The sequence below is a fragment of the Mesorhizobium sp. M2A.F.Ca.ET.037.01.1.1 genome, from assembly GCF_003998075.1.
Taxonomy (GTDB): Bacteria; Pseudomonadota; Alphaproteobacteria; order Rhizobiales; family Rhizobiaceae; genus Mesorhizobium.
In genome coordinates this window covers 1-11,651 of the sequence record NZ_RZSA01000084.1, presented here as the reverse complement: position 1 = coordinate 11,651, position 11,651 = coordinate 1, and the positions used below count along the sequence as shown (strand labels likewise).

Below are 11,651 nucleotides of genomic sequence, written 5' to 3'. Positions count from 1 at the left end.
GCTGACCACGAACAGGATGTCTTGTGAGGTCGCGAGGCGGATGGCGTCGGTGCCAGTTCCCGAGGCACCGTCCAGCATTACCGCCTTCTCGCCGAGGAAGGACATGACGTAGTAAAAATGCGCAACGACCGGATGGCTGGAGCGCAGGCCGAGGCAGAATATTCGGCGTGCTGTGTAGAGCCGCTCGGCCGCCGTGGCTAGCGCGTCGAGCTGTTCGGGCTCGCCAAGCCCTGCGATCTGCTCCGCCAGCGACCGCACCATCTCGCCGGCCAACGCCCGGTCGCCAACCTCCTGCTGGTGCGCTAGCTGAGTGTTCGCCTTGCCGGCGAAGCCGAGTTCGCCCTGCCGCATGGCATTGGCATAAAGCGAACGCAGCGACTCGTAGCCTTCGAAGCCCAGCCGCTTGGCGAGACGCACCATCGTCCAGGGCTGCAGGCCGGCGCGGCGCGCCTGCTCGCGCATCGACAACAACGCGACGTCCTCGGGATTGTCCAGAAGATAGCGGGCAGCGTCCTGCAACTGCGAGGGCAGACTGTCGAAGGCCTCGACAATGGCATCGGTAAGCGGCGCGCGGATCATGCCACGACGATAGACGCGAACGCATGATCATGCAATACATGTTGCATAAATTATCACTATGCAACAAATGGAGCAGTCGATGCCGAACCAAAATCGCGTCGTCATCGCAGTAGCGCCAAATGGCGGCCGGCGCACCAAAGCCGATCACCCGGCCTTGCCGATCACCCCAGATGAGTTGGCTGATGTGGCCGCCGCCTCGCTCGAGGCCGGCGCCGCCATGATCCATGTCCATGTCCGCGACCGCGACGGACGCCATCTGCTCGACGCCGATGCCTATCGGGCCGCGACCGCGGCGATCAGGGCCAGCGTCGGCGACAGGCTCGTTCTCCAGATCACCAGCGAGGCGCTGGGCCTCTATCGGCCCGAAGAGCAGATGCGGGTGGTGCTGGAAACGCAGCCAGAGGCGGTTTCGCTTGCCTTGCGCGAACTCGTGCCCGACCCAACACATGAAGCGACCTTCGCCTCGTTTCTCGAAACGCTGCGCGTGGAAAAAGTCACGCCGCAGATCATCCTTTATACGCCCGAGGAGGCGAGCTATTTCGCGGCGCTGGCGGGTCGCGGCCTGATCCCCTTCGACAATCTGCCGGTTCTCTATGTCCTCGGCCGCTACACGTTCGGGCAGACGTCGCAGCCCGCCGACCTGCTCCCCTTCCTGGCGCCCGGCATCCCCGCGGCGAGGCGTTGGATGGTCTGTGCCTTCGGCGACCAGGAAGCGGCCTGCGTGACGGCCGCTGCTCTGCTCGGCGGACATGCACGCGTTGGTTTCGAGAACAATCTTTTTCTCCCTGACGGGACGCTGGCTTCCGGAAACCAGGATCTCGTCGTGGCCACAAGGCTGGCAGTCGAAGCCTGCGGGCTCACGCTCGCCGACGCGGACGCGTTGCGAAGCCAGTGGTCGGATGCCTAATGCGTCGGCATTGTGCAAATATGAAGTGCATTTTATATTAGCATGCATTTTTGATTTGCGCCTCCAGATCGACGGTGTTACGCTTGCTGAGCAATCCAACAAAAAGGGGAACCCGAAAATGAAGTTCGCACTCGCAAGCCTCACCGCCGCCGCGGCCGTCGCGGCAACGCTCGCTTTCGGCCAACCGGCCTTCGCCGACGACCTGATCGTGGCGACCGACACCGCCTTCGTTCCGTTTGAGTTCAAGGAAGGCGACAAATATGTCGGCTTCGACATCGACCTGTGGGCCGCGATCGCCAAGGATATCGGCGTGACCTACACACTTCAGCCGATGGACTTCAACGGCATCATCCCGGCACTGCAGACCAAGCAGGTCGATGTCGGCCTGGCCGGCATCACCATCAAGGACGAGCGCAAGAAGGTCATCGACTTCTCTGACGGCTATTACGACAGCGGCTTCCTTCTGATGGTGCCGGTCGACAGCACGATCAAGGGTCCGGACGATCTCGTCGGCAAGACGCTTGCCGTGAAGACCGGCACGTCGGCGACCGACTATGCCAAAGAGCATTTCAAGGGCACGGAGCTGCGCCTGTTCCCGAACAGCGACAACGCCTATCTCGAGGTCGCGACCGGCCGCGCCGACGCCGCCATGCACGACACCCCGAACGTACTCTACTACATCAAGACCAACGGCCAGGGGAAAGTGAAGACCGTCGGCCCGCAGATGATGGCTCAGCAATATGGCATTGCCTTCCCGAAGGGCAGCCCGCTCGTCGCCAAGGTGAATGCTTCGATCGCCAAGCTGAAGGGCGACGGCACCTACGAGGCCATCTACAAGAAGTGGTTCGGCACCGAGCCCCCGAAGAGCTGATCCACCGGTTTCCCGTTGGATCTCCTGGCGCGCCGGCATGGCCGGCGTGCCTTCCCTGAAGGATGGCCATCATGGATTTCGACTGGTCCGTCATCTGGCAGGCCCTGCCCGAGCTGTTTAAAGGCGCCCGCCTCACCGTGCTGATCGCGCTCGCCGGTCTCGCCGGCGGCCTTGTCATCGGCTTCGCTGCCGGGTTGGCGCGCGCTTATGGCAACATCGTGCTCAACGCCATCGCCATGGTCTATGTCGAGATCATTCGCGGCACGCCGATCATCGTGCAGGTGATGTTCATCTATTTCGCGCTGCCGATCCTGGCGGATGTCCGCATCAATCCGCTGGCGGCGGCGATCATGGCGATCATCATCAATGCGGGCGCCTATATCGCCGAGATCGTGCGCGGCGCCTTCCTTTCCGTCCATCGCGGCTTACGCGAGGCCGGCCTGGCGCTCGGCCTGCCGTTCTGGAAAGTGCTTTTCTACATCATCGGCCCGCTTGCCTTCCGCCGCATGATTCCGGCGCTCGGCAACCAGTTCATCGTCAGTCTGAAGGATACCTCTCTGTTCATCGTCATCGGCGTCGGCGAGCTCACCCGGCAAGGCCAGGAAATCATGGCGGCCAACTTCCGCGCCGTCGAGATCTGGTCGGCCGTGGCAATGTTCTACCTGATCATGACCGGCACGCTTACACTCATCCTGCGGCTGACCGAAAAGAGGATGCGCATCCTGTGAGCATCGTGGCGTTCAACAAAGTCACCAAGCGCTTCGGCCAGGTCACCATCCTCGATCAGGTCGATCTCTCGATCAAGGCCGGCGAGAAGGTCGTCCTGATCGGCCCCTCCGGCTCCGGCAAATCGACGCTTCTTCGCTGCATCAACGCGCTGGAGGAGATCAATGGCGGCGACCTCGTCGTTGACGGCATCAGCGTCAAATCCGGCGGCCGCAAGGTCCGCCTGATCCGCCAGGAAGCCGGCATGGTCTTCCAGCAGTTCAACCTGTTTCCGCAGATGACGGCGCTGGAAAACGTCGCCTTCGGCCCGCTCCGCGTGCGCGGCGAGACGCGGCAGGAGGCACGCAAGCAGGCGCTGGAAATGCTCGCCAAGGTCGGCCTTGCCGACCGGGCGCATCACTATCCGAGCGAGCTTTCGGGCGGCCAGCAGCAGCGCGTCGCCATTGCGCGTGCGCTTGCCGTCAAACCGAAGCTGATGCTGTTCGACGAGCCGACCTCGGCGCTCGATCCCGAACTCAGGCACGAAGTGCTACGCGTGATGCAGGCGCTGGCCGAGGAAGGCATGACGATGATCGTTGTCACCCATGAGATGGCCTTTGCCCGCAAGGTCGGGACCAGGCTGATCTTCATGGAAGGCGGAAAGATCGCTGTTGACGGAGAACCGCGGGAGCTGCTTGCAAACCCGCAAAATCCTCGCTTGAAAGAGTTTCTGCAGCATGTCGCATGACGCCGGCCGCCGGCTTTCCTTCATCGATGTCTCGGGGTCGCCCTACGACGTCGGGGCTGCTCTCGGGCACTTCGGCCGAGCGGCGCTCAACGACCATTTCCAGACGTCCGCCGCATGGCGCGAGCTAAACGCTCGGCGCGCCGATCCACGCATCGGCATGATGGCGACGATCGTGCGGGAGCGGTTCCCCCGATACTGGGCCGAGCTGCAGGGCCTCGCCGCCGGACTTGAATTGGCTTTCGACGACGTCTTCCTGTGGAACTGCCGCGGTGACATCTGGGCAATGGCGCCGGATGGCTGCACGACGGTGCAGCTACCGGGGTCCCCGCATGTCATCGGCCACAACGAGGACGGCGACCCGGATTTCGCCGGCCATTGCGCGCTGGCCCATGTGACGTCCGGAGGCGGCAATCAATTCACCGCCTTCGTCTATCCCGGCTCGCTGCCCGGCCACACATTCGCTGCCACGTCGGCGGGGCTCGTGCTGACGGTCAACAACACCAGGCCGCTGGCCGGCGGCGCCGGGGCGCCGCGCATGGTGCTGGCGCGCGCCGTGCTCGACGCACCGGACCTTGACGCGGCGCTGACCCTGCTCAACTCGGTGGCCCGCGCCGGCGCCTTTCACCTGACCCTGGCGCAGGCCGGCGACGAGCGGCTGCTCAGCGTCGAGTTCACCGCGCAGGCCCTGTCGGTTGATCGCCTCGTATCGGCGCGTGTCCACTCGAACCACTTGATCCATGCCGACACCGGGCGCATGTCGCAGATCGTCACCGGTTCGTCCGGCGTACGCCAGCGACGCGGCGAAGCGCTGCTGGAACAGACGCCTCAGCCCGAGCCGCAACGCCGTGCGCTCGGCATCTTGTGGGACGCGGCCGACCCGGAGCTGCCGATCTACCGCACGGACCCGGCCGACAGCGATGTCGAGAACACGCTTGCCAGCGCCGTCTTCCGCGTCGGGGCTGACAACGTCGAGTGGGCTGTCTACGATGTGGCATACGAAGCAGCGCGCTTCGACATTCGGGATGGGCTGGTCCCTGTCACGGGGTGAACGGGAAACGATGCCAGACGAAGCCGTCGCGGAGCCGCCGCGCACCATCGAGGAGCTGAGGACGTTGGCGCTCTCGGTCGGCCGAGACGAAGCAGGCTTTTCCCTCGGCTCCAAGGCGCATGACGTCTTCGCCAAGCTGGTGGAGGCGCCTGAGCAGTCGGCCGTCCGCACCATCTCGGAGCTCGCCGATCAGTTCGGCATCAATCCGTCGACGCTGACCAGGCTGGCGAAGCGTCTCGGCTTTGAGGGTTTCAGCGATTTCCAGGCCGTCTTCCGCAAGGCGATCGCCGACGACCAGCAATATTTCTACAGTCGCCAGGCCGGAAGGCTGATGACGACGCCGTCGGCGGGCGGCGCCGAGGTCGAAGTCTTCGAGCGGCTGGCGCGCGAAACGGCGACGAATGTCGACGGCTTCCTCGGCCAGTTGGACAGCGCTTCGTTGAAGGGCGCGACCGCGCTGCTGGCCGGCGCACGCCGCGTGCGCGTGCACGGCGTCCGCCAGTTCCATTCGCTTGCGAGCTTCCTCACCTATTGCCTGGGCATGGTACGCTCGGACGTGGCTCTGCTCGATGCGCCTCGGCTCGGCGTCGCCGAGGCGCTATCGCAGCTCGAGCCGGGCGACGTCGTCATCACGGCCAGTTGCGCGCCCTATACGCGCAGCGTCGCCGAGGTTGGCCGCATTGCTGCGGCAAACGGCCAGAAGGTGATCGCGATCACCGACTCCCGATCCTCGCCACTTGTTCCCCCAGCCCAGCATGCGTTTTTCATCCCGCATGCCAGCAGCTTCTATTCGAACAGCATGGGCGCCTATGTCGTGTTTTGCGAAGCGCTGCTCAACCTCGTCGCCCGCGAGCTTGGCGACAAGGCGCTGAGCTCGCTGGCCGGACGCGAGCGGCTGATCGCCGAGATGAACATCGAGGTCGGCTGAAAACACCCGCCAACTGACAATGAGACGGTGCCTACCGCCCTCGCGAGAGGCTCCCCAGGATGCCACGCACGATGGCGCGGCCGACGGAGGAGCCGACCGAGCGCACCACCGACTTGATGGCGGCTTCGGCCACCGTCTGGCGGTTGGAGGACCGCCGGTTGCCGGTTCCGAGCACATCGTCGAATCCGGGAATGGTCCAGCGCGAGCCGCCGCTGTTCTGCTGCTGTGCCTGCGCCTCGGCGTCCTGCGCCTCCTTGGTCTTCTTCTGCAGGATCTCGAAGGCCGATTCGCGATCGACGACCTGATCGTACTGGCCGGCGACCGGGCTCTCGGCGATGATCTTGCGACGCTCGTCCGTCGTGATCGGGCCGAGCCGCGATGACGGCGGCCGGATCAACGTGCGCTGGACCATGGCCGGCACGCCCTTGTCCTCAAGCATCGAGACCAGCGCCTCGCCGGTGGCGAGCTGGGTGATGGCGGTGGCGCAATCGAAATCGGGATTGGGGCGAAAGGTCTCGGCCGCGGTGCGCACCGCCTGCTGCTCGCGCGGCGTGTAGGCGCGCAGCGCGTGCTGGACGCGGTTGCCGAGCTGAGCCAGCACCTTTTCCGGGATATCGAGCGGGTTCTGGGTGACGAAGTAGACGCCGACGCCCTTGGAGCGGATGAGCCGCACCACCTGCTCGACGCGATCGATGAGCACCTTCGGCGCGTCCTCGAACAGAAGATGCGCCTCGTCGAAGAAGAAGACCAGCTTCGGCTGGTCGAGATCGCCGACCTCGGGCAGTTCCTCGAACAGCTCGGACATCAGCCAGAGCAGGAAGGTGGCGTAGAGCCTGGGATTCATCATCAGCTTGTCGGCGGCGAGCACGCTGATCGCGCCGCGGCCATCGCGCGTGGTGCGCATGATGTCGGCGATGCGCAGCGCCGGCTCACCGAAGAAGTTGGCGGCGCCCTGCTGTTCCAGCACCAGGAGCGTGCGCTGGATGGCGCCGACAGAAGGCTTGGTGACATTGCCGTAGCGCGCGCTGAGCTCGTCGGCGCGCTCGGCGATGTTGGCGAGCAACGCCTGCAGGTCCTTGAGGTCGAGCAGCAGCAGGCCTTCCTCGTCGGCGATGCGGAAGGCGATGTTCATGACACCTTCCTGCGCCTCGGTGAGGTTCATCAGCCGCGAGAGCAGCAACGGCCCCATCTCGGAGATGGTGGCGCGGATCGGATGGCCCTGCTCGCCGAACAGATCCCAGAAGATGACCGGGAATTCCTGGAACTGGTAGGGATCGAGCTTCACCTCGCCGGCGCGCTTGACCAGGAAATCCTTGGCCTCGCCCATCATGGATATGCCGGAAAGGTCGCCCTTGATGTCGGCGCAGAACACCGGCACGCCGGCATTCGAAAAACCCTCGGCCAGTATCTGCAGGCTGACCGTCTTGCCGGTGCCGGTGGCGCCTGTGACGAGGCCGTGGCGGTTGCCGTAGCGCAGCAGCAGCTCTTCGGCGCGCTGATAGGAATCGTCGGGCTTGCGGCTGGCGCCGATGAAGATGCTGGTCTCGTCAACCATGTCCGGTCTCCGCAATCTGTTCCGCTCAAAGGGCCTCACCCGGAGGTATAGTAACGCGCGTCGCATGCGGCAATGGCCAGTATCGATTTGGGAGCGGCCCGGAATCTGGCCATTGGCGCTTGCGGATTTTGCGCATGTTTGGCAATCGATTGGCTGGCCGCGGGAAAACCCGGGCGGATAACGCATTGTGATATCCGGTTCCCGACCTTAGATTGGCTGGACCCGGCTGATGCGGCCGAGAAGCGAGGAGAGCGATGGGCGCCGGCGCCATGACCAGGGATGTCGACCTTCCGAACCCGGATGCCAAGCGTTGGCAGGCGCTGGCGGAGAAGGCCCTTGCCGGCGGTTCCTTCGAGGAAAAGCTCGTTTCCCGTACCGATGACGGCATCCGCATCGAGCCGCTCAGCCAGCGCTCGACGGCCGCCGATCCATGGCCGCGCACAAACCCGGCGACGCCCTGGATCGTCAGCCAGCGCGTCGACGACCCGGACATCGCCCGGGCCAGCGCGCAAGCCCTGGAAGACATCGCCCATGGCGCCACCGGCCTGTCGCTTGTCTTCGAGGGCGCGCCGAATGCCTTCGGCTACGGCCTGCCGCGCACCGCGGAAGCGTTGGAAAGGGTGCTCGACGGCGTGCCGCTCAACCGCGTGCAGGTGCGCATCGACGCCCATCCCTGGAGCCGCGCCGTGGCCGACTGGCTGCTCGCCTTCCTGAGCAAACGCCGCTCCGATCCGACCAAGCTAAACCTGTCCTTCGGTATCGACCCAGCGGCGATCTTCGCCGGCACCGGACGGCTGCGCACCTCGATCGAGGCGCTGCAGGAATCGATGCCGCAGTCGCTGGCGCATTTCTTCTCGATGGGCGTGCCGGGCGTGCTGCTGGAGGCCGACGGCCGCGTCTTCCACAATGCCGGCGCCACCGAGGCGCAGGAGCTCGGCACGATGATGGCCTCGGTCGTGTCCTATCTCAGGATGTTCGAGAAGGCGCGCCAGCCGCTGGTCTATGCGGCACCGTATATCGGCTTCGCGCTCAGCGTCGACCAGGACCAGTTCCTGTCGATGGCCAAGGTGCGGGCGTTACGCAAGCTGTGGGCGCGCATCCAGGAAGCCTGCTCGATCCCGGCCTCGACCGCCAGCATCCATGCCGAGACCTCCTACCGCATGATGACGATGGCCGACCCGGAGACCAATATCCTGCGCACGGCGATCGCGGCCTTCGCGGCGGCAACCGGCGGCGCCGATTCGATCTCGATCCTGCCGCACACGATCGCGCATGGGCTGCCGGCCGGCTTTGCCCGCCGCATCGCCCGCAACGCGCAGCTGATCATGGCCGAGGAGAGCCATCTCGGCCAAGTCGCCGACCCCGCCAGCGGCTCGGGCGCGGTCGAGGCGCTGACCGACGATCTCTGCACTGCTGCCTGGGAAGAATTCCAGCGCATCGAGGCCGAGGGCGGCGTGCTCGCCAGCCTGCAGCAGGGCTATATCCAGAACCGCGTGCAGACGGCGGCGGCCAAGCGCAACGGCGCCTACCGGGCCGGCGAACGCGGCATTGTAGGCACGACGCTGTACCGCGCCGGCACGGAGCGCCCGGTCGAGACACTGCCGCAGGAGCGGCGCCCGGCGTTGACGGAAGGCGTGGCGACCTGCGAGCCGCTGTTTCCGGTGCGCATCGATCAGTCGATCGGAGCCGGATCATGATCCCGGATTTCAGCAAGATCGGCTGGTCGGCGCCGCGTCGCGCATCGGTCGAGCTCAAGGGCCAGCGGATGACGCCGGAAGGCATCGCCGTAAAACACCTCTACACGCAGGGCGACCTCAAGGGGCTTGCCAATCTCGATACCTATCCGGGCCTGCCGCCCTTCGTGCGCGGCCCCTACCCCACCATGTATGTCCAGCAGCCCTGGACAATCCGGCAATATGCCGGCTTCTCGACGGCCGAGGAATCCAACGCCTTCTACCGGCGAAATCTCGCGGCCGGGCAGAAAGGCCTGTCGGTCGCTTTCGACCTTGCCACGCATCGCGGCTATGACAGCGACCATCCGCGCGTCGCCGGCGATGTCGGCATGGCGGGCGTCGCGATCGATTCCATTCTCGACATGCGGCAACTGTTCGACGGCATTCCGCTCAACGAGATGACCGTGTCGATGACGATGAACGGCGCGGTGCTGCCGATCATGGCTTTGTACATCGTGGCGGCGGAGGAACAGGGCGTCGCGCAGAAGGATCTGGCCGGAACTATTCAGAACGACATCCTGAAGGAGTTCATGGTCCGCAACACTTACATCTATCCGCCGAAACCTTCGATGCGGATCGTGTCGGATATCTTCGCCTACACCTCCAGGCACATGCCGAAGTTCAACTCTATCTCGATCTCCGGCTACCACATGCAGGAAGCCGGCGCGACGGCCGACCTCGAGCTTGCCTATACGATCGCCGACGGCATCGAATATGCGCGCGCCGGCGTCGCCGCCGGGCTCGACATCGACCGCTTCGCGCCGCGCCTTTCTTTCTTCTGGGCGATCGGCATGAATTTTTTCATGGAAGTCGCCAAGCTCAGAGCCGCGCGGCTGCTGTGGTCAAGCCTGATGCAGAAGAACTTTTCGCCGAAGGATGAGCGCTCGCTGTCGCTGCGCACCCATTGCCAGACGTCCGGATGGTCGCTGACGGCGCAGGACCCCTACAACAACATCACCCGCACGATGATCGAGGCGATGGCGGCGACGCAGGGGCACACCCAGTCGCTGCACACCAACTCCTTCGACGAGGCGATGGCGCTGCCGACCGACCAGTCGGCGCGGATCGCCCGCAACACGCAGCTCATCCTGCAGAAGGAATCCGGCACCACGCGCATGATCGATCCGTGGGGCGGCTCAACCTATGTCGAGCGGCTGACGCATGATCTGGCGGCGCGGGCGCTCGCCCATATCGAGGAGGTCGAAAGCCTCGGCGGCATGGCGGCGGCGATCGAAAAGGGCATCCCCAAACTGCGCATCGAGGAAGCTGCGGCGCGCACCCAGGCGCGCATCGATTCCGGCGAGCAAATTCTGGTCGGCGTCAACGCGCACCGGCCGCCGACGGATATCGAAGTCGATGTCTTGAAGATCGACAATGCCGAGGTGAAAGCCCGGCAATTGGCGAAGCTGCAGCGGCTCAAAGGCACCCGCGATGTGGCGGCCCTGGAAAACGCCCTGGCGGCGCTGACGCGTGCCGCCGAGAGCGGCGAGAACCTGCTCGAATTCGCGATCCGCGCGGCGCGCGCCAACGCGACCGTCGGCGAGATTTCGCTGGCGCTGGAAAAAGTGTTCGGCAGGCATACGGCTGCGGTCCAGACGATCTCAGGCGTCTATCGCGACGCGCTCGGCGACAACCCGGCGCTCGACCGGTTGCAGGAGAAGATCGAGGCGTTCGAAAAGAAATCCGGCGGCAAGCCGCGCATCCTTGTCGCCAAGATGGGCCAGGACGGCCATGACCGCGGCCAGAAGGTGATCGCCAGCGCCTTTGCCGATCTGGGCTTCGACGTCACCGTCGGGCCGATGTTCCAGACGCCGGACGAGATCGCGAAGCTTGCGGTGCAGCACGACGTCGACATCATCGGCGCCTCTTCCTTAGCCGCCGGGCATCTGACGCTGATCCCCGAGCTCAAGGAAGCGCTGAAGAAGCTCGGCCATGCCGACATGCTGATCGTCGCCGGCGGCGTCATCCCGCCACAGGACTATGACGCGGTACTGGCGGCGGGCGCTGCGGAGATTTTCCCGCCGGGGACGGTGATCCCGGAAGCGGCGAACCGGCTGATGGACCGGTTGCTGTCCGATCAATGAGGGCTTGCCGGTTTGGCTGAAAGGTTGTTCTATGGAAATAGACACAACCATGGCGCGATGATGTTCAAGACAACTATCCACGGGCTTGATGACGGATCGGGAGCGTTGCTGCTGCCACGCGAAATGCTTGACAGCCTGGACCTTCAGGTCGGTGACGAGCTCCAGATGATCGAAAGCGACGACGGCCTCATTCTAAAGCCAATCCGCCATGACGACCACAAACGGCAAATGAACGCTGCTCGCGACGTCATGGACAGATACGAGGCTGCACTGCGCAAGCTTTCAACGTTGGCTAACGGCTAGTTCCTCGACACAGTGATTTCGAAAGATTGCAGGCTTTAAGGGCAAGGCTATCAACATCCGCCGGGATAGTCAGCGTAAACGCTGGCGATGAGCTGGAGGCTTCTGAACCTCGTCATTCCAGGGCGGAGCAAGGAGCGAAGCGACGCGCGCAGACCCTGGAATCCATGCCGTTACCTGGACCGAAATGTGC

Annotated in this window: 11 protein-coding genes; 9 read left to right on the top strand and 2 right to left on the bottom strand. The window is 64.6% G+C overall.

What is annotated here, in order from left to right; all coding sequences use genetic code 11:
• Positions 1-579 (bottom strand): MurR/RpiR family transcriptional regulator (locus EOA27_RS06880; RefSeq protein WP_145970277.1); only part of this gene is annotated, 579 nt, incomplete at its 3' end.
• Positions 580-658: 79 nt separating this feature from the next.
• On the opposite strand from EOA27_RS06880, the gene EOA27_RS06875 reads away from it, so the two are divergent.
• The 6 genes from EOA27_RS06875 to EOA27_RS06850 all read left to right on the top strand — a co-directional run bounded on the left by EOA27_RS06875 (position 659) and on the right by EOA27_RS06850 (position 5,786).
• The gene (locus EOA27_RS06875; protein ID WP_126078389.1) at positions 659-1,486 is read left to right on the top strand and encodes a 3-keto-5-aminohexanoate cleavage protein; all 828 of its coding nucleotides are present in this window, start codon (positions 659-661) and stop codon (positions 1,484-1,486) included.
• A gap of 118 nt (positions 1,487-1,604) precedes the next feature.
• Positions 1,605-2,357 (top strand): glutamine ABC transporter substrate-binding protein GlnH, encoded by a 753-nt coding sequence (glnH, locus tag EOA27_RS06870; RefSeq protein ID WP_126078390.1) that lies wholly within the window; start codon positions 1,605-1,607, stop codon positions 2,355-2,357.
• A gap of 71 nt (positions 2,358-2,428) precedes the next feature.
• Positions 2,429-3,085, top strand: a complete 657-nt coding sequence (gene glnP, locus EOA27_RS06865; protein ID WP_126078391.1) for a glutamine ABC transporter permease GlnP — start codon at positions 2,429-2,431, stop codon at positions 3,083-3,085.
• Positions 3,082-3,810 (top strand): glutamine ABC transporter ATP-binding protein GlnQ, encoded by a 729-nt coding sequence (glnQ, locus tag EOA27_RS06860; RefSeq protein ID WP_126078392.1) that lies wholly within the window; start codon positions 3,082-3,084, stop codon positions 3,808-3,810. Before glnP ends, glnQ begins: the two co-directional genes overlap by 4 nt.
• Complete coding sequence (locus tag EOA27_RS06855) at positions 3,800-4,858, top strand: C45 family peptidase (protein WP_127255809.1); 1,059 nt, start codon at positions 3,800-3,802, stop codon at positions 4,856-4,858. Before glnQ ends, EOA27_RS06855 begins: the two co-directional genes overlap by 11 nt.
• Positions 4,859-4,868: 10 nt before the next feature.
• A complete protein-coding gene (locus EOA27_RS06850; protein ID WP_189343193.1) occupies positions 4,869-5,786 on the top strand; it encodes a MurR/RpiR family transcriptional regulator in 918 nt (305 codons plus the stop codon).
• Between the two features lie 31 nt (positions 5,787-5,817).
• Here the strand turns inward: EOA27_RS06850 and EOA27_RS06845 are convergent, their stop codons facing one another.
• Complete coding sequence (locus EOA27_RS06845; protein ID WP_126078395.1) at positions 5,818-7,341, bottom strand: helicase HerA-like C-terminal domain-containing protein; 1,524 nt, start codon at positions 7,339-7,341, stop codon at positions 5,818-5,820.
• Positions 7,342-7,595: 254 nt separating this feature from the next.
• Here EOA27_RS06845 and EOA27_RS06840 point away from each other — a divergent pair, with 254 nt between their 5' ends.
• From EOA27_RS06840 to EOA27_RS06830, 3 genes are read left to right on the top strand one after another with little or no spacing between them, the layout of a single operon-like run.
• Positions 7,596-9,038 (top strand): methylmalonyl-CoA mutase subunit beta, encoded by a 1,443-nt coding sequence (locus tag EOA27_RS06840; protein WP_126078396.1) that lies wholly within the window; start codon positions 7,596-7,598, stop codon positions 9,036-9,038.
• Complete coding sequence (gene scpA / locus EOA27_RS06835; protein WP_127255807.1) at positions 9,035-11,158, top strand: methylmalonyl-CoA mutase; 2,124 nt, start codon at positions 9,035-9,037, stop codon at positions 11,156-11,158. Before EOA27_RS06840 ends, scpA begins: the two co-directional genes overlap by 4 nt.
• 57 nt (positions 11,159-11,215) lie before the next feature.
• A complete protein-coding gene (locus EOA27_RS06830) occupies positions 11,216-11,461 on the top strand; it encodes an AbrB/MazE/SpoVT family DNA-binding domain-containing protein (RefSeq protein WP_245463225.1) in 246 nt (81 codons plus the stop codon).
• The last annotated feature ends 190 nt before the right edge of the window (positions 11,462-11,651 follow it).

Bases quoted from the DNA above. Each gene is read 5' to 3' on its own strand.
- EOA27_RS06875 (WP_126078389.1), top strand. From the start codon at position 659: ATGCCGAACCAAAATCGCGTCGTCATCGCAGTAGCGCCAAATGGCGGC.
- glnH (WP_126078390.1), top strand. From the start codon at position 1,605: ATGAAGTTCGCACTCGCAAGCCTCACCGCCGCCGCGGCCGTCGCGGCA.
- glnP (WP_126078391.1), top strand. From the start codon at position 2,429: ATGGATTTCGACTGGTCCGTCATCTGGCAGGCCCTGCCCGAGCTGTTT.
- EOA27_RS06855 (WP_127255809.1), top strand. From the start codon at position 3,800: ATGTCGCATGACGCCGGCCGCCGGCTTTCCTTCATCGATGTCTCGGGG.
- EOA27_RS06850 (WP_189343193.1), top strand. From the start codon at position 4,869: ATGCCAGACGAAGCCGTCGCGGAGCCGCCGCGCACCATCGAGGAGCTG.
- EOA27_RS06845 (WP_126078395.1), bottom strand. From the start codon at position 7,341: ATGGTTGACGAGACCAGCATCTTCATCGGCGCCAGCCGCAAGCCCGAC.
- EOA27_RS06840 (WP_126078396.1), top strand. From the start codon at position 7,596: ATGGGCGCCGGCGCCATGACCAGGGATGTCGACCTTCCGAACCCGGAT.
- scpA (WP_127255807.1), top strand. From the start codon at position 9,035: ATGATCCCGGATTTCAGCAAGATCGGCTGGTCGGCGCCGCGTCGCGCA.
- EOA27_RS06830 (WP_245463225.1), top strand. From the start codon at position 11,216: ATGATGTTCAAGACAACTATCCACGGGCTTGATGACGGATCGGGAGCG.